The organism is Bradyrhizobium sp. Mp19 (assembly GCF_029952935.1).
GTDB classification, from domain to species: Bacteria; Pseudomonadota; Alphaproteobacteria; order Rhizobiales; family Xanthobacteraceae; genus Bradyrhizobium; species Bradyrhizobium elkanii.
Map to the genome: position 1 here is coordinate 1 of NZ_JASAUT010000034.1, position 20,563 is coordinate 20,563.

Consider the following 20,563-nt stretch of genomic DNA (forward strand, 5'->3'; position numbering starts at 1 on the left):
AAGGCCTTCTATGCACGACTGCGACAGGCCGGAAAACCAGCCAAACTCGCCCTCATCGCCGTCGCCAGGAAGCTGCTCACGGTCCTCAATGCCATGATGCGAGACCGAAAGCCGTACCTACAGACCAAACCGACATAACAGTTGCCGGCTTTCGCCGGGACGACACCTGTTGAGAGGCTAGGGCTTCAGCCGCTGCAGGAAGCCGGTGAGATCGTCCGTGACATGGTCGACATGGGCGGCGTCGCGGCCTTCGAGCTCCCAGGTCTCGCGCACCACCTCCCGGCTGCCGTCGGGCACGACCAGCACGGTGGTCATGCCGAGCTCATGCGGCACCACCAAATTGCGCGCGAGGTCCTCGAACATCGCAGCCCTCGCCGGATCGACGTCGTGCAGCTTGAGGAACTTCTGGTAGGTCTGCGGAGCCGGCTTCGGCTCGAGATCGGCGGCGATGATGTCGAACACGCCGTCGAAATGATTGCTGATGCCGAGTCGGCCCAGCACCGCATCGACATGGTCGACCGAGCCGTTGGTCAGGATCAGCTTGCGTCCCGGCAGTTTTGCGATCGCGGCTCCCATCGCCGGATTGGGTTGTAGCGGCGAGTGGTCGATCTTGTGCACATAGGCGAGATAGTCGTCGGCCTGCACGCCGTGCTCGGTCATCATGCCGCGCATCGTGGTGCCGTAGCGCAGATAGTAGTCCTTCTGCAGCCGCCGTGCTTCCTCGGGCGAGATTTTCAGCCAGTTGCTGACGAACTCGCCGATCCGCGCATCGACCTGCTGCCACAGGTTGACGTGATGCGGGTACAGCGTGTTGTCGAGGTCGAACACCCAGGTCTCGACATGGCCGAAGCTGCGGGCAGTTTTAGTCATGGTTTTCTCCGCGTGTCGGCGCGATCGCCCAGTCTTCCGCCGTCGTCCTGGCGAAAGCCAGGACCCATACCGCGGAATCCATCAATGTGGCACGATGCTCGTCGTTCTTCGCCAAACGCAATCCTGTGGTTATGGGTCCCGGCCTTCGCCGGGACGACATCGATATTTGTGGCGTAAGCATCTTCATCACGGCATCGTAAAGCGCAGCGTCTTGCCGCCGCTGGTCATGTCGACGGTGGTGAAGCCGAGCGCGGCGAGGCCGCGGGTGGCGCAGTCGCCCTGTTCGTTGATCTCGAACTTGCTTTCGCGGGTGCAGAGCTGGACGCCGCCGCCCCAGTTCAGCGGCTTGTCCTTGATGCGGATGGCGCGGTTGTCGTTGTCGACGGCTTCGGCAAACGAATAGATCTGCTTCGGCGTGCCCGTCACGTCCGGATGCAGGCACCTGCCGGGATCGATGCGATACCAGCCGCGGCTGGTCACCACCTTGCCGTCGTCGGTTGCAACTGCGGCCATCACCTTGTGCGGCGTGTCGTTGCACCAGGTCAGCCCCGATGGGGACGGCTTCTGCACGGCATCGATCATGGTGGCGAAGAAATTCGGCGACTGCACGACGTCGCTGGCGAGCCCGCGACTCCTGAGGAACGCCGACAGCGCACTCTGGGTCTTCGGCCCGTCGACGCCGTCGATCGGCGCCGCATCGTAGCCCGCGATCACCAAGAGGCGCTGGATGCCGGCGAGGCGCGCCTGCTCGTCGTCATATTCGCTGTCTTCGGCGAGATAGGCGACCAGATTGCCGTCGTCGGTCTTCGTCGGCGTGATCTGGGTGAATTGCGCGGGCATCTGGCCGGAGCGGCATTGCCGCGCGGCGGCGATCACGAAATTGTCCTGCGCCACGCAGAGCGTGTCGGTGCCGTTCTGCGGGATCGGCGAAGCGCCGTAGACGCCGAGCGCCCGCGCATTGAGCAGCACGCGGTCGGCGGTGAGCGCGCCCTGCACCACGACCCGGCAGGCCGCCGGATCAATGCGAAACCAGCCGCGTGTCGCGGTCGCGGCCTTGTCGTCGATGCCGATCGCGGCCTCGATCACATAGCTCATGCGGTTGCAGAGCTTGAGGTCGGCATGCGCCGGCGCCGACGAGAACAGGAACGACACCAGCGCGGCCGGCAGCGCCATCGCGAGCCGCGCCGCCGGCGACCGGCGAGGGATCCTCGCCGTGTGTCCCGCGTCTGCCATTATTTATGGATCAGCGTGCCGGTGCCCTGGTTGGTGAAGAGCTCGAGCAGCACCGCGTGCTGCGTCTTGCCGTCGATGATCACGACGCCCTGCACGCCCTGTTCGAGCGCGTAGATGCAGGTCTCGACCTTCGGGATCATGCCGCCGGAAATCGTGCCGTCGGCGATCAGCTTGCGGGCTTCCTTGATCGACAGATCCGGAATCAGCTTCTTGGACTTGTCGAGCACGCCCGGCACGTCGGTCAGCAGCAGCAGGCGCTTGGCCTTCAGCGCGCCCGCGATCGCGCCGGCGAAGGTGTCGGCGTTGATGTTCAGGGTCTGGCCGTCCTGCGAGGTCGCGAGCGGCGCCAGCACCGGGATCAGCTCATAGCCGATCAGCTGATTGAGCAGCGTGAGGTCGACCTTTTCGGGATCGCCGACGAAGCCGAGGTCGATGGCCTTCTCGATGTTGGAATCCGGATCGACCATGGTGCGCGTCGTCTTCGACGCCTTCACCATGTTGCCGTCCTTGCCGGAGAGGCCCACGGCCTTGCCGCCGGCTTCGTTGATGTAGCCGACGATCTGCTTGTTGACCGAGCCCGCCAGCACCATCTCGACGATCTCGATGGTCGCGGCGTCGGTGATGCGCAGGCCCGCGGCGAATTCAGACTGGATGCCGAGGCGCTTCAGCATGGTCGCGATCTGCGGCCCGCCGCCATGCACGACCACCGGATTGATCGCGGTCTGCTCGAGCAGCACGATGTCGCGCGCGAACGCCTTCGCGGTGTCCTCGGCGCCCATGGCATGGCCGCCATATTTAATGACGATGGTTTCCTCGTCATATTCCTGCATGTGCGGCAGCGCCTCGGACAGGATGCGGGCCTGATCGAGCGGGCTGATGTGCTGGTCGGTCATGGGGCTGGTCTCGTCGTCAGCGGAGGGGTGGCGCGGTTCTATCTGATTGCCGGGCAGGGCGCAAAGCGGTCTTGACCCTCTCCCCTTGTGGGAGAGGGTGGCTTCGATGCGACGGCATCGAAGCCGGGTGAGGGGTCTGTCTCCGCGGATAGAGACCCCTCATCCGGCGCGGATTGCATCCGCGCCACCTTCTCCCACAAGGGGAGAAGGAAGTATGGCGGTCATCACCGCTTCGGCCACACCGCCGCGGCCGCCAGCACCAGCCAGCTCAGGATCAAGAGCGTTCCGCCGGTCGGCGCAGCCATCGGAAACAATCCATGGCCGGCATATTGGCGCAGCACGAGGTCGCCCGCGAACAGTGACGCCGCGATGACGAACCCGGCCGCCGCCACGACTGCGAGCTTCGCATGGATGATCGCGCGATCCGCGACCGCGATGGTCGCAACTACGGCTGGTGCATGGAACAGCAGCATCGAGGATGCCGCCGCCAGCCGCGTGGCATCAGGCAGATGGGCTGCGGCCGCCGCCAGCATCACGCCGCAGGCGCCCATGATGGCGGCAAGGCCGATCAGGAGGCGGGATGCGCCGCTCATCAGCGCCGTTCCTCGATCAGGCGCACCATGGCGGCACGCAGCTCCGGCATGCCGTCGCCGGTGCGCGACGAGGTCACCAGCATTTCGGGGAAGGCGGCGGGATGCTTTGCGAGTGTTGCTGACGTGTCGGCGATGACAGTCTTGAGTTCGCCGGCCTTCACCTGGTCGGCCTTGGTCAGCACGACCTGATAGCTGACGGCGGACTTGTCCAGCGTCTTCAGCACGTCGAGATCGACGTCCTTGATGCCGTGGCGCGCGTCGATCAGCACGTAGACCCGCGCCAGTGTCGCGCGCCCGAGCAGGAATTTGTGGATCAGCGCCGTCCATGACGCCACCTTGGTCTTCGGCGCCGAGGCGTAGCCGTAGCCGGGCATGTCGACCAGGCGGAAGCCCGCCTTCTCCGGCCCCTCGAAGAAGATCAGCTCCTGGGTGCGGCCGGGTGTGTGCGAGGTGCGCGCCAGGTTGCTGCGGCCGGTCAGCGCGTTGATCAGGCTCGACTTGCCGACATTGGAGCGGCCGGCAAAGGCGACCTCGAGGCCGGCCATCGGCGGCAGCGTCTCGATCGAGGGCGAGGCCCAGATGAAACGCCAGTCGCCGGCGAACAGTTTTCGGCCTTGCTCGATCAGCGCCGCATCGGGTTCGGTGCTCATGCGAAGGATTCCATCTCGTGGCGGCCGGGCAAAGGCCCAAGGCGGGTCCTTGGCGTAGGACGACCCGGCCATCCAGGTCAACGTCTGGAGCCTCGGTTCTGATTGAATCGAAGCTCCAGCTGCTTGTCTTGACGCGCTTTCTTCCAGCGAACCGTCGCCCGCTTCGCTCGAAAACGCGCTGGCCGCCCTCCAATACGTCGATGCCCGGCACAGGGCCGGGCATGACATGGTGACGAAGCGCTGTTGCTGGAAGCTACGTCGCCTTCTTTGTCTCAGTCGTCACGCTTTTTTTTTGAAACGTCGACTTCAGATTGTCGAACAGCTCCACCTTCACGCCGTTGCGCCGCATGATGTAGCTCTGCTGCAGCACCGACAGCAGGTTGTTCCAGGCCCAGTAGATCACGAGACCCGCCGGGAAGCCTGCCAGCATGAAGGTGAAGATCAGCGGCATCCAGTCGAAGATCATCTTCTGGGTCGGATCCGGCGGCGCCGGATTGAGCTTCATCTGGACCCACATCGTGATGCCCATGATGATCGGCCAGATGCCCATCACCAGATAGGAGCCGAAATGCGGTCCGAGCAGCGCGATCGGATCGAACGGAATGAGGCCGAACAGCGTGAACAGGTTGGTCGGATCGGGCGCCGAGAGGTCCTTGATCCAGCCGAAGAACGGCGCGTGCCGCATTTCGATGGTGATGAACAGCACCTTGTAGAGCGAGAAGAACACCGGGATCTGCAAGGCGACGGGAAGACAGCCCGCGATCGGGTTGATCTTCTCTTTCTTGTAGATCTCCATCATCTCCTGCTGCTGCTTCACGCGGTCGTCAGGATAGCGTTCCTTCAGCGCCTGCAGCTGCGGCTGCACCGACTTCATCTTCGCCATCGAGGCGTAGGACTTGTTGGCGAGCGGGAAGAACAACAGCTTCACGATCACGGTCACCAAGAGGATCGCGATGCCGAAATTGCCGACCAGGCGATAGAACCAGTCGAGCGCCAGGAACATCGGCTTGGTGATGAAGTAGAAATGGCCCCAGTCGATCAGGAGATCGAAATGGTTGAGGCCGAGCTGCTTGTTGTAGCCGCCGAAGCCGACCAGCGGGAAGTTGAGGCCGACCGTGGCGGCCTCCTTCGCGCCGGCGAACAGCCGCCCGTTGGCAACGCCGGTGCCGCCGATCGGAATCGTCTGCGCGCCGAGCATGTAGTCGGTCTGGTAGCGCTTGTCGCCGGTGGTGAAGCGGGCGCTTTCGAGCGTTGCGGTGGTCTCCGGCAATAGTGCCGTGGCCCAGTATTTGTCGGTGATGCCGAGCCAGCCGTCGGTGACCTTCGTGAACACGATGCCGCGCGAATTTCCGCCGGTCGGGGTCTTGGCCTCGTCGATGTTCTTGTAGCTGAATTCCTGCAGGCCGTGTTCGCCGAGATAGCCGATCGGGCCTTCGTGCAGGATCGCGTAGCCGGAGACCGGCGGCTTGCCGCCGCGCGAGATCAGCCCGAACGGATACAGCGTCACCGGCGCGCTGCCTTGATTGATGACCTCGTCCTTGATGCTGAAGAGGTAGCGATCGTCGATCGAGATGGTGCGGCGGAAGGTCAGGCCCTGGCCGTTCTCGTATTTCAGAATCACCGGGGTGCTCGGCGACAGGCTGTTCGATCCCTCCTGCTGCCAGACGGTTTCGGCGTTCGGCGTCTTCACCGATGAGCCGTTGGCGGTCAGCCACAGGAACTCGGCATAATAAGGCTCGGCCGTGCCCGACGGCGAAAGCAGCACGACAGCCGGCGATTTGGGATCGACCGTCTCGCGGAACTGAACCAGCGCCAGGTCGTCGATCCGGGCGCCCTTCAGCGCGATGCTGCCGGTGACGCGCGGGGTCTCGATCTTGATGCGCGGGCCAGAGGCAAGCACCGTTTCGCGGCTCGCTACCGGAGCGTCAGCAGCAGGCGCGCCGGGGGCCGGAGAGGGGGTCGCCGCGGTTCCCGGAGCGGCGCCAGGAGTAGCACCAGGAGCAGCACCCGGGGTCGCCTGCGGCGCCGGCTTCTGCAACTCCGCCTGGCGCTGCGCGTCGCGCTGCTTCTCCATCTGCGGCACATTGTAGAAGTATTGCCAGGCGATCAGGACGAGGCCGGACAGAATGACGGCAAGGATCGTGTTGCGGTTGTCGGACATCTCTTAGGGTCTCGTCATTCCATTCGGATTGGGCGCGCTTTTGTTACCCGCCTTGTCGTTACCCGTCTTGGGCGCAGGCCGGTCGAGGCGGCGCAGCGCCGACCGCAGGTCGTCAAGCATGGTCGCAAAGTCGCGGGTCAGCGCGTCACGACGGCCCACTAGCACATAATCATGGTGCGGCCGCATGAATACGGCGTCGACCTGTCTCATCACTTCGCGAAGCCGGCGGCGGATGCGGTTGCGCTCGGTCGCGGTGCCGTTCTTCTTGGTGACGGTATAGCCGACGCGGATCGGGCCCTGATCGTCGCGGCGGCGGCCCTGCAGCACAAAAGCTGTGGTATTCGCCCGTGCGCCATTGGCAACGGCGAGGAAATCCGCCCGCTGCCTCAGCCGATCCATAATGGGTATCTCCGGAGAGGAGACGTCCGGGCTCAGGCGCTCAGGCGCTTGCGGCCACGCGCGCGGCGCGCAGCGAGGACCTTACGGCCGCCGGCCGTGGCGAGACGGGCGCGGAAGCCGTGACGGCGCTTGCGCACCAGTTTGCTGGGTTGATAAGTCCGCTTCACGGGTAATTCTCCGCTGACCGGGCAATTTGCCGTTGTATTGAGATGGAGTCCGGTGATGCTGGCAGGCCCAAACGAGCCGTTGACGGCCCCAAGGAGCCGCCCCCGGGTCAAGAACCGGGCCATCGCGGACAGTTGGCGCGGCTTATAAGGGAGCGCCCTGTTTTCGTCAATGTCACAGGCCGTCGCAAAAAGGCTTCTTCGAAACGTCGCAATTTGGGCGAATATATCTGATTTCGCGGGGTATTTGACGGTATGGAGACGCTTTGGGGCGTTCGGGGAACCGCCCACATTAGCGATCCGTAATTTGACCGGCTTGGGGGCCGGGCCCCATCTTCCGACCCCTAAGCCAAACAAGGCCTTATCTTGTGGCTCTAACTGACGATCAGGCGACCGCGCAGAAGCAGCGGCCCAAGCCGTCCCCTCGGCTCGGGCTGTCGGGCAAGCTTTTGTTGCTGACAATTCCCCTGGTGATGATCGCCGGGCTCCTGATCTACGTGCCGGCGATCGCCAACTTCCGGATGAACCGGCTCAATGACCGCCTGGCCGCCGCCAATACCGCGGCGCTGGTGCTCGATGCCGCCCCGTCCGGCCTGGTGCCGGAATCGCTGGCGCGGCAGATCCTGACCAGCATCGGCGCCCGTGCCGTTGCCATCAAATTGGGACAGCAGCGCCGGCTGCTCGCCAGCGCCGACCTGCCGGCCGCGATCGACCATGACGTCGACATGCGGACCATGACGGTGTGGTCGGCGATCGTCGATGCCTTCGAGATCATGCTGGAGCATGGCGACCAGACCATCCGCGTGGTCGGACCCGCGCCGGGCCAGGCGCAATTCATCGAGGTCGTGATCGACGAGAAGCCGCTGCGGCAGGCGATGTACCGCTTCTCGCGCAACGTCCTGGTCGTCGCGCTGTTGATTGCCGGCCTGACCGCCGGCCTGGTCTATCTGGCGCTGCATTATTTGTTCGTGCGCCCGATGCGGCGGCTGACCGCGAGCCTGGTCGGCTTCCACGAGAATCCGGAGAGTTCGGCGCGAATCATCGTGCCGAGCCAGCGCGGCGACGAGATCGGCGTTGCCGAGCGCGAGCTGTCGGACATGCAGCGCGACCTCGTCTCGATGCTGCATCAGAAGAGCCGGCTTGCCGCGCTCGGGCTCGCCGTCTCCAAGATCAACCATGATTTGCGCAATCTGCTGGCGTCCTCGCAATTGCTGTCGGACCAGCTGGCCAGCGTGCCCGACCCGCGGGTGCAGCGCTTTGCGCCGAAATTGTTGCGCTCGCTGGAGCGCGCCATCGCCTTCTGCCAGTCGACACTCTCCTATGGCCGCGCGCAGGAGGCGGCGCCTGATCGCCGCGTGATCATGGTGGAGCCCGCGGTCGCCGAGGTGCGGGAGTCGGCGGGGCTTGCGACCGATGTCTCGATCACCTGGATCAGCGCGATCGAGCGCGGCCTGACCATCGACGCCGACCCGGACCAGCTGTTCCGCGTGCTGCTCAACCTGGTGCGCAACGCGACGCAGGCGCTGGAAAGCCGGCCGGCCAGCGACGGCGGCGCGCAGCAGATCCGCATCACCGGCCGCCGCGAGGGGACGGTTGCGATCATCGAGGTCTCCGACACCGGTCCGGGCGTTCCGGCCAAGGCGCGCGAGCACCTGTTCGAGGCGTTCCAGACCTCCGGCCGCCCCGGCGGCAGCGGGCTTGGCCTCGCGATCGCCGCCGAGCTGATCCGCGCTCATGGCGGCCACATCCACCTGGTCGAGGGCACCATCGGCGCCACCTTCCGGATTTCGATCCCGGATCGTCCGGTGGAACTGCTGTCGGTCCGCAGCGAGCGGGCGAGGGCATAGGGGCCCTTCCGGTACTCCAGGGCGGGCTAAAGCCGCGCCGAAATTGGCACTTCCAGACCTTGCCAACTGGAGCCGGAGCCTGTAGCTAGAGCGCTCTTTCGCGACGTTCCGGGGCTCCCGGAGCCATGCGGGCTCAAGCCCTCCCGCGAAAATGCGCCCGTAGCTCAGCTGGATAGAGCATCAGACTACGAATCTGAGGGTCGGACGTTCGAATCGTTCCGGGCGCGCCATTTTCGTTCAAAACCACGAACATTTCCGTTCTCGACCCGGTTGCCCGCGATGGCGGCCTGGACCGAGGCGCCGGGTCGCAAGCCGACGTTGAAAGATGGTCAGGATGCGGGGTGAGACCGGGCCGGGAATCGGCTGTCGGTGTCGGGCGCTTCAGAGGATCTATTCGGGCATGCCGGACAGTCGCCAGGCCGCCGCGACCTTCTCGACATCCTCGCTGCGCACAAAGGGCGTCGTTCTCTTGTATTCCGCGATCGTCAAGCCCGGGCTCAATCGACGGACCTGATCGCTGCATTTGGTAGCTTCGTCTATCCGGCCCAGCATCGCGAGAGCCGCCATCATCTGACGATGGAGTTGAACAAAGTCAGGCCAACGCCGGACACCGTCGGACGCCCATACCAAAGCCTCGTCGTATCGTCCTGCCTGGAAGTGTGCACTCGCCAATCCTTGATAGGCGAGGAAAGTTCGTGGATCGAGCGGGCTCAATCGCAATGCAAGGTGTAACTGCTCGATCGCCTCATCATACTCGCCGAGGAAATTCTTGGCTCCGCCGAGCCATAATCGCGCCGTCGCAAGATTAGGGTCCAGATTGACTGCGCGCGAGAGGAGTGCCTCGCCTTCCGCAACCTTCTTCACGACATAGGTCAAGACTTGACCCGCGAAAGCGAGCACTCGCGGATCGTCATCGCCCAGCCGCAATGCTTCGCGCGCGATTCGCTCGGCATGTTCTATCTCGACGCGTCCGATGCTGACCCAGTCGAAGGCCTTGGCCGTGAGGTACCATCCAGCTTGTACTGCGTAGGCAAGTGCAAAGCCCGGATCGAGTTCGGTGGCGCGCACAAAAAGAGGCAGGGCCCCGCGATGCGCCTCTCTTGTAAACAGATATAAAGACGAGAGGCCGCGAAGGTAGTGGTCATAGGCGGTGAGGTTCGCAGGCGGCTTGCGAACGGCAAGCGCAATCTCCGCCCTTTCGATGTTGGGAAGGATCGCTCCGATTACGCTTGATGCAACCGTATCTTGCAGCACGAAAATGTCGTTTAGATATCCGTCGAAGCGATCCGCCCAGATATGGGCCTGGTTTGTCACCTCGATCAATTGTCCCGTTATTCTTATTCGGTCGGCCGACCTTCGCACGCTGCCCTCGAGGACATAGCGGACTCCCAGCTCCCGTCCGACACGGCTTATGTCGATGGCCTTTCCCTTGTAAGTAAAGGCGGAGTTGCGTGCGACGACAAAAAGGGCGCGACTGCGCGATAGTGCCGTCGTGATCTCCTCAACCATCCCGTCAGCAAAATACTCCTGCTCGGGATCGCCGCTCATGTTCTGAAACGGCAACACCGCGATCGAAGGTTTGTCAGGAAGAGTGAGCGGCTGCGGATGGGCCGCAGCCGAAGCTGACCTTTCGTCGGATGGCGTTTGAGTGCTCAACCGGGATCGCCAAGCCTGAATTGGTTCGGCGATATTCTTCAGAGACTGCAGTCCCATATCTTCAAAGACAATGTCGACCTTGCTTCTGATCTGTCTGTAGGCGTCGTCGGATACGCAGATCCCGCCCGGTTCGGCGATGCTTTCGAGTCGAGCGGCGATGTTGACGGCATCCCCGAAAATATCGTCTCGATCGATGATGATGTCGCCGGTATGAATGCCGATGCGAAATTCTATCTTTTGATCCAGCGGCACGGCGATCGTCCGCGCCGCCAACGTGTTTTGAATTTCAACGGCACTGCGTATCGCGTCGACGACGCTCGCAAACTCGACGAGCAGGCCATCTCCCGTTGTCTTGACGACACGGCCCCGATGGGCGGCTATTGCCGGATTAACGATGGTCCCTACAAGGGTCTTCAGGCAAGTCAGCGTGCCTTCCTCGTCCCGTCCCATCAGCCGGCTGTACCCAGCGACGTCGGCCGCTAGCACTGCAGCCAATCGCCGCTCGATGCGATCGGAGGCCAAGGCATGCCCTCAAAATATTCTCAAAATATTGCCAGCGATCAAAGCACGGCGGGCTCCGCCTGAGCCAGCGAAAACTTGCGAAATGGGTCGAAAGGCGACACCGGTCGGCTTCCTCAGACCAGAAATGGGCGCCAGCGCCGTCTGGATGCAACCTGTCCCGGGGCCCCCACTCGGACCCGCCCCCCGTAAAAACCCTGCTTGCCGCCGCCGGAACGTTGAGAAAAAATAAGCTTTTTTAGCTTATAGGCACACAAATGTTTTTATTCTTATTGTCTGTCCTTTTGAACCGGCGAGTCATCCCTCATGCAGAGTGACATCGCAAACGCCGTATTTTATGCGGCCGTATTCCTGGGCATCGTCTACACCAGTCGCATCCTGGAAAAAAGATGGCCGATCGCGGACGTTCCCTACGGCGAGTTTCGCGATGATTGGCTCGCGGTGATCGTGAGCCTCGGGTTGTCGTCCATGCTCGCTCCGATCGCGGCGATCAGTGCGGGGAAAATTGCCAGCTATACCGGTCTCGGCTGGATCAAGCTGCCGACCGACGGTTACTGGTGGTACGTCTCCCTCGCAATCATCGTGGTCGCATTCGATCTCTACAAGTACGCATACCATCGCCTTCAACATGCGATCCCCTTCCTATGGGCGATGCACTCCTTCCATCACAGCGCGAACGGCGTGACGTTCATTACCGGCGGCCGGCATTTCTGGCTGGAGCGGGTGTTGTCCGACGCCTTTCTTCCGATCATGGCGATCCTGTTCCGCATCCCGCCGGACATGGTGATCGCGGTGGGATTCATCTTCTTCATGCCCGATGCGTGTGCCCATCTCAACGTCCGCATTCCGCTCGGTCGGTATGTGACATGGATCAACAATCCGCAATGGCACCGGATCCATCACTCGGTCCTTCCCGAGCACAGGGACAAAAACTTCGCTGCCTGCTTTCCGCTCCTCGACATTCTGTTCGGCACGGCCTGGATACCGAAGCCGGACGAATATCCTGCAACGGGCCTCGTGCCTGCCGAGCGCGTGGACATCATCAATAGTGTGATCTGGCCAATCCGGCATCTTCGGCATTACTGGCATCGGGAGTCTCGGAATGAATTGGGTTAAGGGTCTCTTGGTGCTCCTCGCCCTGCTGCTGGGTTACGCCGACCTCGTGTCGACGAATGTGATCCTGAGTCTCGGATTGGGTGAGCTGAACCCGTTCATGCATCTGGCGCAGACATGGTTCGGCGTATGGTGGCTGGTGCCCAAGCTTGGCCTGACGTTCGTGGTCACGTGGCTGCTTTGGCGGAGCAACAACGTTTACAACATCGCTCTCGTCGTCGCCTTCTGCTCCACGCCTGTCCTGAACAACCTCGTCATCATCGCGGGGACGAACTGAATCAATCCCTTCGCCGGTTGCCGCAACCGGCGAAATCAGGAGGATCAGTGATGTCGGACAGGTCTGTTGTCGCCTGCATGGTCTGGTGCGCCCTGATCCTGGGGGCTCCGGGAGCGACCGTGCACGCGCAGACACCGTCGAGTTGCAAGGAGCCGCAGACCGGCACAAGCCGCGTCCCGATGCTGTCGCCGCCGCTTGCCAATGTGGTGACGGGCACGGGACGGCTGCAATTCTACTCGGCGCCGAACCTGCACTGTCCGATCCGCGGGGTGTTCGTCATTCCAAATGACGCGCTGATCGCGTATGCGCAAACCAGTGATGGCTGGTCGTCGGTGATGTACCTCAATCCGGGGACGGGCAACGACGTCTCGGGTTGGGTGAGGTCGGCGAGACTGAAGGTGACTGGAACCGTCGGACCAAAGTAGCACGCGACCAGAATCGCACCAGGCGGGGGGCTACCCGCACCGCACCTGCTTGAGCGATGCCTGCATGAATGCGCTGCGTGCGGTCAGCCGGCTGTGACACACGTCCGCTGCGGCGATCAATGAATCGCCGCGTACATGATCTTCTCCTCGGTGGCTTCGAGCGCGGAGAATTCCTCGACCACCTTGCCCTGGCGCGAGACCAGGATGCGGTCGGACAGCGCCATGATCTCGGGCAGATAGGACGAGATCACCACCACCGCCTTGCCCTCGTCGGCGAGCCTGTTGATCAGCTCGTGGATCTCGACGATGGCGCCGACGTCGACGCCGCGGGTCGGTTCGTCGAAGATGATCAGCTCGGGCTCCTGCACCAGCGATTTGGCGATCACCACCTTCTGCTGGTTGCCGCCCGACAGCTCGACCACCTTGGCCTCGTCGCCGATGGCGCGAACCTTGAGGCGCTGGGTCCAGGTCTTGCCGACCGAATTGGTCTCGCGCCGCGACAACATCATGCGGCCCCCGGGAAACTTCGACAGCAGGCCGAGATAGATGTTGCGGGCGATCGAGGCGGTTTCGAAGAAGCCCTCGACCTTGCGATCCTCGGTCACATAGGCGATGCCGGCCTTGACCGCCGGCGCCGGAACCCGGTAGCGCACCGGCTTGTCGTGCAGCATGATTTCGCCGCCGTGGAAGAAGTCGCGTTTCAACACGCCGGATACGATCTTGAAGGTCTCGGTGCGGCCCGCGCCGACCAGGCCGAACACGCCGGTGATCTGCCCGGCGAATACCGACAGCGAATTGTTCTTCACCATCGGCGCCATCTTGAGGTTTTGCACCGTGAGCACGCGCGTCCCCGCCGGCCGGACGCTGGTCTTCCGCGCGCCATACAGCGTGTTGGAGAGGTCGCGTCCGACCATCGCCTGCACGATCGCCGCGCGATCGAATTTCGCGGCGTCGTCGGTGATGACGTGCTTGCCGTCGCGCAGCACGGTGATGCGGTCGGCGAGCAGCAGAGCCTCTTCCAGCGCGTGCGAAATGAAGATGATCGAGACGCCGCGCTTCTTGAGGTCACGGACCAGGTCGAAGAAATACTTCTTCTCTTCCGGCGTCAGCGACGCGGTCGGCTCGTCGAAGATGATGACCTTGGCCTTGTGCAGAACCGCGCGCGCGATCTCCACCATCTGCTTCTTGGCAGCGCCGAGTCCGCTGACGGTGGCGGTCGGCGTCACGTCGAAATTCAGCGATTGCAGGAATTGCTGGGCGGCGATGTAGATGCCGCGCAGCCGGTTGTAGAATTTCTCCTGCCCGAGAAACAGATTCTGCGCGACCGTCATGGTCGGCACCAGGCTGTTCTCCTGGAACACCATGGCGATGCCGAGATTGCGGGCCTCGAGCGGCGTCCGCGGCGCGACCTCCGCGCCATCGACACTCATGCCGCCCGAGGTCAAGGTCACGACGCCGGCCATCACCTTGGTCAATGTCGACTTGCCGGCGCCGTTCTCGCCGACCAGCGCGTGGATCTCGCCGCGGCGTAGATCGAAGTCGACGCCCTCGATGGCGGGGACGCCGGCGTAAAGCTTGGTGGCCTTGCGCAGGGAAAGCACGGTGTCGCTCATGAGCCGACCTCCTCGGCGAGCCCGGCGAGGGGCAGTTTCAGCACGCGGCCCGGTCCCTTGGCGATCAGCACAAGGTCGTCGCCGAGCTCAAGCGCGGCGACGACGCCGTGATTGACGCCGTCGACCCGGCTGTGCAGCGAATACTTTGGCTTGCCGTCCTCGCTCAGCCGGATGACGAGGCCATAGGAGCGCGGCGGCGCCCACGGTTTGATCACGCCCATCGTCTTGATGTGGGCGCCCTGCATCGGCTCCTTGAACGAGAAGCCCGAGCGCAGCCGCGGCGCCACCCAATAGGCCGGGTCGATCTCGGCCATCATGCGACGCCGGTAGGCCGGCTCGCGCAGCACGAACTCGATCAGCTGGGTGCGTGCGGTGAACGCGGTGAGCCAATAGCCGCCGCCCGCGGCCTTCGACAGCCGCGACGGATAGACGGGCAGATGACCGAGCACGACCTGCGGCGGCCTTCCATTGGAGACGAGGACGAGGCGATGCCGCCAGCTCTCGCTGACCAGCACGCCGTCGCCGCGCGCGCAGGCGCCGAAGGCGTAGCCGAGCTTCGAGGCCAGCGGCTGCACCGAGCTGGTCCTGGGGTCGAGCCGGAACACGCGGCCGCTGCGATTGAGCTCCATCAGGTCGCGCGCCCAATCGTCGATGCCGCAGGTCGCTGAGCCGTCGGTTGCGATCAGGGTCCCGTCGCCGGCCTGCGTCAGCGCGTTGATCGCGTTGAAGGCGGCGTCGCTGAACGTCACGCTCAGCTCGCCCGACGAGGGATTGGTATAGAGCCGCACCTCGCGGCCGCCGAGCGCGACCGCGATGCCGCCGCCGGTGAGCGCGCAGAGCGCCGAAATCGGCTGCTCGAAGCGGCGCAGCTCGGCCGCTCCGCCGCCGTCGAGGCGCAGCAGACGCCGGCCGTCGGCGACATAGAGGTTGCGGCCGTCGGTTGCGAGATCCTCGGGCGCCTCGCATTCCAGCAAGGTGGTCGCAGATTCCAGTTTCTGGTTCGGCTTCAGTGCGCCGTCGAACGACGGCACGGTGATGGTGGCCTCGCCACGGCCGAGAAAGCGGTTGGCGAATTCCCTGACGGCCGCGATCACGACAGCTTCCCCCAGCGCTTGTCATACTGCACGAAGTTCGGGTCCGCGTTCTCCAGCTTGTAGCGGCCGATCCGGTTGTTCATGATGCCGCCGAGATAGAGATAGCCGCGATGCTCGCGCATCGAGGTAATCATCGGATGGTTCTCGCCGCGCAGGTCCCAGAACGATTCAAGGATCTTGCCCTGCTCGTTGAACTTGACCACGCAACCGGTGTTGATGTTCGGGAACAGCCATTCGTCGACCGGGACGCGCTTGGCCATGCGGCGGCGGAAGCCCGGCATCTTCCAGGCGAGGTCGAGCGAGGGGCTGCGCATGCCGACCAGCGCCAGCCAGTAATTGCCGTCGGAGGCGAGATTGATGTTGTCGGGATAGCCCGGCAGATTGTCCATCACGACCTCGACTTGGCCCTTCTTCGGCCCCGCGAACCACAGCCGCTTGATCGAGCAGCCGAAGGTCTCGGCGAACAGGATCGACACCCCGTCGCTGGCGACGCAGATGCCGTTGGGAAATTTGAGGCCGCGCAGCGCCGTGTGCGTCGCGCCGGTCTTGGTGTCGTAGCAGATGATGCGGCCGTTGCCGCGCGCCTCGAGCCCGTCGATCGGCCATTCGTCCATCTCGTAGCGCACGGTGGCTTCCGAGAAGAAGATCAGGCCGTCGTCGGTGATGTCGAGGTCGTCGGCCAGCCGCAGGCGGCTGTCGTCGTTCACCGAATGCATGCTGCGGTTGGTCTCGTCGGTCGCCTTCTCGACGGTGCCGTCGGGCGCGATCCGATACAGGCCCATGCCGCCGATGCAGACATAGAGATTGTCCTGCCGGTCGAACGCCATGCCGAGCGGCTGGCCGCCGATATGGGCGAACACCTCCATGCGCTGATAGTCGGGCGCGAAGAAGCGCATGATGTCGCCATGGCGCGAGCCGGCGTAGAGATTGTTGTTGCGATCGAGGATCACGTCCTCCGGCGCCTCGATGCGGCCGAGGCCGATCAGTTCGACGTCGCGCAGCTTGTCGTTCTGCTCGAACGGGCCGCCCTGGCCGATCTCGGTGGCCGGCGGCGGCGGCAAGGCGTGATAGGTCGGCGCGACATAGACCTTGCTGATGATGCGGGTGCGGTTCTTCTGCCAGCGGATGTCGACCATCGCCGCAACCAGCAGGATGCCGGCCAGCGCCATGCGGTTGATGCCGCCGCGTGCATTGAGCGTGGTCAGGCCGTTGGTGATCAGGAGCACGATCAGCACGCCGACCAGCGATTTGGCGACCGAGCCCTTGCCGCCGCCGAGCGTGATGCCGCCCAGCACGGTCGCGGTCAGCACGATCACCTCGAGGCCGACGCCGATGTCGCCGCCGACGGTGCCGAGCCGGGCCGCGAAGAACAGCGCGGCGATGCTGGTCAGCACGCCGCTTGCGACATAGCAGAGCGCGATGGTGCGGCGGACCGGAATGCCGGAATTGTAGGCGGAACGGCGCGAGCCGCCGATCGCGGTGATGTGCCAGCCCGGGCGCAGCCGGGTCATGAAGATATGGCCGAAGATCGCGATCGCGATGTAGACCAAAGCGACGCTCGGAATGCCGAACACGTCGCCGCCGCCGATGAAATTCCAGGACGGGATGTCGGGGAAGGCCGCGGCGATCGAATTGGAGTAGCGCTGGATCAACAGATCGAACGCCGAGCGGTAGATGATCAGGGTGATCAGCGTGGTGATGAAGGCGCGGAGCCGCAAATAGCCGATCAGGACGCCGTTGACGGCGCCGAGCAGTGCACCGCAGATGAGGGTGGCGACCACCACCGCGGGAACCGGCCAGTTCAGCACGTCGAGCAGATAGAGCGCGCAGAAATCCGTCAGCGCGAAGATCGAGCCGACCGACAGATCGATGCCGCCGACGATGACGACCAGCGCCATGCCGAGGCCGATGAAGCCGATCTCGCCGGCCTGCCGCGCGGTGTCGGCGAGGCTCGACGGCGACAGGAAGTGATCGATGGAACGGCTGAGCGCGAAGCCGACGATCAAAAGCAGGATCACCGGTATTGCGGTCTCGGTCCAACGCTTGGACAGGATCTCGCCGAGGAGATGATCCGGCCAATAGCGGTAACGCAGGCTCGTCAGGGTGTCGCGCATCGGCATTCCAGCAAGGCGTTCGATTTGGGAAGATCGACGTCCCGGGGTGAAATCGCCCGGGACGTCGAGCGGGAATCGCCGGACTATTTCTTCAGGTCACTGAGATTCCAGCACGCGGTCTGGCTGTCCGCATTCTCCTTGGTGATCGGGATCAGCGTCGTGTATTCCGAACCCTTGATCGAGCCGGCCTTGGCGCCCGACGACAGCAGCCATTTGATCGTGCCGGCCATCTGCGCGGCCTGGGTCGGCACGTCGTAGCTCATGTTGAGATCGAACGCGCCCGACTTCACGAGCTCGCAGGCGCCCTTGCGCTCGCCGCCGCCGGAGGTCGCGACGAACACCTTGCCGGTCAGGCCGGCTTCCTTCACCGCGGCGGCGGTGCCGATGTCCATGCCGTCCCAGAAGCCGACGATGCCGCAAAGATCAGGATTCTGCTTCAGCACGGTCTGGGTGATCGCCTTGGCCTTCGCGGCGTCCCAGTCGGCGGCCTGGCTCGAGACCACCTTGATCTCCGGATGCTTGGCAAGCACGTTCTCGACGCCCTTGAGCGTGTAGGCGCTGGCGGCCGCCGAGAGCGCGCCCTGCACGATGGCGATCTTGTTCGACTTGCCCTGGCAGGCCTTCACCACGGCTTCGGTGTCCCGCTCGCCGATCTCGATCCAGTTGGCGCCGACAAAGGCCGAAGAGCGATAGGCCGACCCCATGTTGATCTGAATGACGTAGATGCCTTCGTTCTCGGCGCGCTGCAGCAACTTGGCGTAGGTCTGCACGTCCGGATTGTGGATCACCATCACGGCCGGCTTCTCCGAGATCAGCGAGGTCACCGCCTGCGCGCCGGCATTGGTGTTCCAGTTGGGATCGCGGATCTCGAACTTCACGCCGAAGGGCTCGAGCTCCTTCTTCATGCCGGCGTACCAGCCTTCGGTGAGGTCGAAGTTCATGGCGACCGGAACGTAGGCCACCGTCTTGCCGGCGAGGGCTTCCCTGAACGGCTTCTGGAACGGCTCGTCCAGGCCCTGCTGGGCCAGAGCCGGGGCGGCGATGGCTGCGAGCCCGAGCGCTGCGGCGATCACCTTTGCAGTCCTGACAGCGTATTTCATTGCTTCCTCCTTGGTCGTGATTGAATGTTCTTGTGGCTTGGTTCAGATGTCGCCCTGCTGTGCCGTTTCTTCGTTGCGCGGATTCAGGAACGAATCCGTGATGACGGCGAGCAGCAGGACGACACCCTTGACGAGGTTTTGTCCGGCGTAGGAAATGTCCATGATGGTCATGCCGTTCAGCATGGTGCCGATCAGCAGCGTGCCGATGATGACGTTGAGCACGCCGCCGCGGCCGCCCGACAGGCCGATGCCGCCGAGCACGACGACGAGGATGACGTCGTAGATCAGGGTCGAATTGAAGATGCGGGTCGGCATCGAGTTGACCGATGCCGCCATCACCAGGCCCGCGAAGCAGCCGATCAGCGCCGCGACGACATATTGCAGCACGATGATCGGGCGCGAGGGGATGCCGGTGACGCGGGCCGCGTAGGGATTGTCGCCGATCGCGTAGATATAGGCGCCCCAGCGCGTCTGGCGCAGCAGGAACGCGACCACGACGCAGGCGATCGCGAACATCACGATCGAGGTCGGGATGCCTGAAATGGTGCCCTGTCCGAGCCGCTCGAAGCCCTTCATGCCGTCGCTCCACTGCACGACGTCGAGCTGAAACAGCGCGGCCTGCCCGAGGCCGGCGAGCAGCAGGCCGGTCGCCAGCGTCGCAAACAGCGAAGGGACCTCGGCGTAGGCGATCAGCCAGCCATTGACCAGGCCGAACGCGATCGTGAGCAGCACCGCTGTCACCAGCGCGGTCGGCAGCGAGTGGCCGTTCTGCACCATCTGCAGCACGAGCCCCGGCGGCACCGCGAGCGCTGCGATCAGCGAGATGTCGATGCCGCGCCCGATCACGACGATCGCCATCGCCAGCCCGAGGATGCCGAGCACCGCGACGTTCTGCAGCAGTGTCAGCATGTTCTCCGGCGTCAGGAAGCCGCGTAGAAAAATCGAGAACGCCAGGAACAGCACGGCAAAGACGGCGAAGACGATCTCCTGTTGATTGAACCGCAATCGCTTCATTGCCTCGTCCTTCCTGCGGCTATGGGTGCGCCGTCTGCCTGGATCTTGTGCGGGAGCCGGTCACGACGCGGCCGGGCCGCGTCCGGCCTGAGACCGCGGCATCGACGAACGCGCCAACGACGTTGATGTAGGTTTCGATCGAGGTGCCGCGTCTGCGGTACTTCGCGCGTTTGACGTACCAGTCCTGCAGCAGCGGTTTGATCAGCGATGCGGTCAGCGTGACCTGGTCGATCGCGAAGACGCCGCTGGCGACACCCTGCTTGAGAACGCCGGCGATGATCTTCTCGGTCATCACCTCCATCTCGATGGCGCGCTGGCGCTCCGCGGGTGGAAACGACTTTGCTTCCATGAAGCAGAACACGAACCAGGGCTGCATCGCCTCGCTCATGCGGACATGGGTCGCGATGATCCAGTGCAGATGCTTGCGCGCATCCTGCTTCACGTCGGCGGGCGGCGAGTTGAGAACCTCCGCCACCGTCTCGGCGACCTCGCCGAGGATCATCGACAGCAGCGTCGGCTTGCTGTCGAAATACGTATAAAGGCCGCCCATGCTGAGGCCCGAGGCCTCCGCGAGCTGGCGCAGCGTGGTGGCGTGAAAACCGTGCTTGTTGGAAAGCGTGAGCGTGGCGCCGATGATGCGCGTGAGATTCGGAACGGCGAGATGGGTTTTCTGGACCCGGATGGAATCCCGATGACGTTCGAGGATGCGCGCGCAAAGCACGTCCATCGCGAACGCATTCGCCGTCCCCGGTCGCTGACGCGCGAGACCCACGTTGCCTCCCTGGCTATGCTCCCGAACCATTTCATTTTGTTGCTGGTCCGGGCTGG

General features: G+C 63.8%; 19 protein-coding genes, 1 tRNA gene and 1 pseudogene. 6 read left to right on the top strand and 15 right to left on the bottom strand.

Annotated features, from left to right (window positions below; translation table 11 throughout):
- A pseudogene (locus QJT82_RS29625) lies at window positions 1-138 on the top strand (IS110 family transposase); the annotation flags it as partial.
- A gap of 39 nt (window positions 139-177) precedes the next feature.
- On the opposite strand, the gene QJT82_RS29630 reads toward QJT82_RS29625, so the two are convergent.
- From QJT82_RS29630 to rpmH, 8 genes are all read right to left on the bottom strand, one after another.
- Window positions 178-870, bottom strand: a complete 693-nt coding sequence (locus tag QJT82_RS29630; RefSeq protein WP_028340399.1) for a pyrimidine 5'-nucleotidase — start codon at window positions 868-870, stop codon at window positions 178-180.
- 186 nt (window positions 871-1,056) lie between these two features.
- Window positions 1,057-2,043: a DUF1036 domain-containing protein gene (locus tag QJT82_RS29635; protein ID WP_028340400.1), complete on the bottom strand. Its 987-nt coding sequence runs from the start codon at window positions 2,041-2,043 to the stop codon at window positions 1,057-1,059.
- A 59-nt stretch (window positions 2,044-2,102) separates the two neighbouring features.
- Window positions 2,103-2,996 (bottom strand): acetylglutamate kinase, encoded by an 894-nt coding sequence (gene argB / locus QJT82_RS29640; RefSeq protein WP_016848093.1) that lies wholly within the window; start codon window positions 2,994-2,996, stop codon window positions 2,103-2,105.
- A 224-nt stretch (window positions 2,997-3,220) separates the two neighbouring features.
- A complete protein-coding gene (locus QJT82_RS29645; protein WP_028340401.1) occupies window positions 3,221-3,589 on the bottom strand; it encodes a DUF423 domain-containing protein in 369 nt (122 codons plus the stop codon).
- Window positions 3,589-4,239, bottom strand: coding sequence for a ribosome biogenesis GTP-binding protein YihA/YsxC (yihA, locus tag QJT82_RS29650; protein ID WP_028340402.1), 651 nt, complete (start codon window positions 4,237-4,239; stop codon window positions 3,589-3,591). The genes QJT82_RS29645 and yihA overlap by 1 nt, the downstream gene beginning before the upstream one ends.
- A 253-nt stretch (window positions 4,240-4,492) precedes the next feature.
- Complete coding sequence (gene yidC / locus QJT82_RS29655) at window positions 4,493-6,400, bottom strand: membrane protein insertase YidC (RefSeq protein WP_028340403.1); 1,908 nt, start codon at window positions 6,398-6,400, stop codon at window positions 4,493-4,495.
- A gap of 3 nt (window positions 6,401-6,403) precedes the next feature.
- Window positions 6,404-6,799, bottom strand: a complete 396-nt coding sequence (gene rnpA, locus QJT82_RS29660) for a ribonuclease P protein component (protein ID WP_028340404.1) — start codon at window positions 6,797-6,799, stop codon at window positions 6,404-6,406.
- Window positions 6,800-6,831: 32 nt separating this feature from the next.
- Window positions 6,832-6,966 carry a 50S ribosomal protein L34 gene (gene rpmH, locus QJT82_RS29665; protein WP_008542748.1) on the bottom strand — a complete coding sequence of 45 codons (135 nt, stop codon included), beginning with the start codon at window positions 6,964-6,966 and terminating at the stop codon, window positions 6,832-6,834.
- A 365-nt stretch (window positions 6,967-7,331) separates the two neighbouring features.
- Between rpmH and QJT82_RS29670 the strand changes: the two genes are divergently transcribed.
- Together QJT82_RS29670 and QJT82_RS29675 are read left to right on the top strand one after the other, a co-directional pair.
- Window positions 7,332-8,810, top strand: a complete 1,479-nt coding sequence (locus QJT82_RS29670; protein ID WP_028340405.1) for a HAMP domain-containing sensor histidine kinase — start codon at window positions 7,332-7,334, stop codon at window positions 8,808-8,810.
- 153 nt (window positions 8,811-8,963) lie between these two features.
- Window positions 8,964-9,040: transfer RNA gene (locus QJT82_RS29675), tRNA-Arg, on the top strand.
- Between the two features lie 160 nt (window positions 9,041-9,200).
- Here QJT82_RS29675 and QJT82_RS29680 read toward each other — a convergent pair.
- A complete protein-coding gene (locus QJT82_RS29680; RefSeq protein WP_051447845.1) occupies window positions 9,201-10,988 on the bottom strand; it encodes an adenylate/guanylate cyclase domain-containing protein in 1,788 nt (595 codons plus the stop codon).
- A gap of 303 nt (window positions 10,989-11,291) precedes the next feature.
- Between QJT82_RS29680 and QJT82_RS29685 the strand changes: the two genes are divergently transcribed.
- From QJT82_RS29685 to QJT82_RS29695, 3 genes are read left to right on the top strand one after another with little or no spacing between them, the layout of a single operon-like run.
- A complete protein-coding gene (locus tag QJT82_RS29685; RefSeq protein WP_016848119.1) occupies window positions 11,292-12,101 on the top strand; it encodes a sterol desaturase family protein in 810 nt (269 codons plus the stop codon).
- The gene (locus QJT82_RS29690) at window positions 12,088-12,375 is read left to right on the top strand and encodes a DUF5658 family protein (protein WP_244435841.1); all 288 of its coding nucleotides are present in this window, start codon (window positions 12,088-12,090) and stop codon (window positions 12,373-12,375) included. Before QJT82_RS29685 ends, QJT82_RS29690 begins: the two co-directional genes overlap by 14 nt.
- A 50-nt stretch (window positions 12,376-12,425) precedes the next feature.
- Window positions 12,426-12,800 (top strand): hypothetical protein, encoded by a 375-nt coding sequence (locus tag QJT82_RS29695; protein ID WP_028340408.1) that lies wholly within the window; start codon window positions 12,426-12,428, stop codon window positions 12,798-12,800.
- 116 nt (window positions 12,801-12,916) lie between these two features.
- On the opposite strand, the gene QJT82_RS29700 is transcribed toward QJT82_RS29695, so the two are convergent.
- From QJT82_RS29700 to QJT82_RS29725, 6 genes are all read right to left on the bottom strand, one after another.
- On the bottom strand, window positions 12,917-14,413 hold the full coding sequence (locus tag QJT82_RS29700; RefSeq protein WP_028340409.1) for a sugar ABC transporter ATP-binding protein: 1,497 nt from the start codon (window positions 14,411-14,413) through the stop codon (window positions 12,917-12,919).
- Window positions 14,410-15,507: a hypothetical protein gene (locus QJT82_RS29705; RefSeq protein WP_028340410.1), complete on the bottom strand. Its 1,098-nt coding sequence runs from the start codon at window positions 15,505-15,507 to the stop codon at window positions 14,410-14,412. The genes QJT82_RS29700 and QJT82_RS29705 overlap by 4 nt, the downstream gene beginning before the upstream one ends.
- Window positions 15,504-17,627, bottom strand: a complete 2,124-nt coding sequence (locus QJT82_RS29710) for an SMP-30/gluconolactonase/LRE family protein (protein ID WP_028340411.1) — start codon at window positions 17,625-17,627, stop codon at window positions 15,504-15,506. The genes QJT82_RS29705 and QJT82_RS29710 overlap by 4 nt, the downstream gene beginning before the upstream one ends.
- A gap of 77 nt (window positions 17,628-17,704) precedes the next feature.
- A complete protein-coding gene (locus QJT82_RS29715) occupies window positions 17,705-18,721 on the bottom strand; it encodes a sugar ABC transporter substrate-binding protein (protein ID WP_028340412.1) in 1,017 nt (338 codons plus the stop codon).
- 42 nt (window positions 18,722-18,763) lie between these two features.
- A complete protein-coding gene (locus QJT82_RS29720) occupies window positions 18,764-19,735 on the bottom strand; it encodes an ABC transporter permease (RefSeq protein WP_018269503.1) in 972 nt (323 codons plus the stop codon).
- 19 nt (window positions 19,736-19,754) lie between these two features.
- Window positions 19,755-20,462: a TetR/AcrR family transcriptional regulator gene (locus QJT82_RS29725; protein WP_028340413.1), complete on the bottom strand. Its 708-nt coding sequence runs from the start codon at window positions 20,460-20,462 to the stop codon at window positions 19,755-19,757.
- Window positions 20,463-20,563 lie beyond the last annotated feature (101 nt).

Excerpts from the sequence above, each read along its gene's own strand:
- QJT82_RS29630 (WP_028340399.1), bottom strand. The coding sequence starts at position 870 with ATGACTAAAACTGCCCGCAGCTTCGGCCATGTCGAGACCTGGGTGTTC.
- QJT82_RS29635 (WP_028340400.1), bottom strand. The coding sequence starts at position 2,043 with ATGGCGCTGCCGGCCGCGCTGGTGTCGTTCCTGTTCTCGTCGGCGCCG.
- argB (WP_016848093.1), bottom strand. The coding sequence starts at position 2,996 with ATGACCGACCAGCACATCAGCCCGCTCGATCAGGCCCGCATCCTGTCC.
- QJT82_RS29645 (WP_028340401.1), bottom strand. The coding sequence starts at position 3,589 with ATGAGCGGCGCATCCCGCCTCCTGATCGGCCTTGCCGCCATCATGGGC.
- yihA (WP_028340402.1), bottom strand. The coding sequence starts at position 4,239 with ATGAGCACCGAACCCGATGCGGCGCTGATCGAGCAAGGCCGAAAACTG.
- yidC (WP_028340403.1), bottom strand. The coding sequence starts at position 6,400 with ATGTCCGACAACCGCAACACGATCCTTGCCGTCATTCTGTCCGGCCTC.
- rnpA (WP_028340404.1), bottom strand. The coding sequence starts at position 6,799 with ATGGATCGGCTGAGGCAGCGGGCGGATTTCCTCGCCGTTGCCAATGGC.
- QJT82_RS29685 (WP_016848119.1), top strand. The coding sequence starts at position 11,292 with ATGCAGAGTGACATCGCAAACGCCGTATTTTATGCGGCCGTATTCCTG.
- QJT82_RS29690 (WP_244435841.1), top strand. The coding sequence starts at position 12,088 with ATGAATTGGGTTAAGGGTCTCTTGGTGCTCCTCGCCCTGCTGCTGGGT.
- QJT82_RS29695 (WP_028340408.1), top strand. The coding sequence starts at position 12,426 with ATGTCGGACAGGTCTGTTGTCGCCTGCATGGTCTGGTGCGCCCTGATC.
- QJT82_RS29700 (WP_028340409.1), bottom strand. The coding sequence starts at position 14,413 with ATGAGCGACACCGTGCTTTCCCTGCGCAAGGCCACCAAGCTTTACGCC.
- QJT82_RS29710 (WP_028340411.1), bottom strand. The coding sequence starts at position 17,627 with ATGCCGATGCGCGACACCCTGACGAGCCTGCGTTACCGCTATTGGCCG.
- QJT82_RS29715 (WP_028340412.1), bottom strand. The coding sequence starts at position 18,721 with ATGAAATACGCTGTCAGGACTGCAAAGGTGATCGCCGCAGCGCTCGGG.
- QJT82_RS29720 (WP_018269503.1), bottom strand. The coding sequence starts at position 19,735 with ATGAAGCGATTGCGGTTCAATCAACAGGAGATCGTCTTCGCCGTCTTT.
- QJT82_RS29725 (WP_028340413.1), bottom strand. The coding sequence starts at position 20,462 with ATGGACGTGCTTTGCGCGCGCATCCTCGAACGTCATCGGGATTCCATC.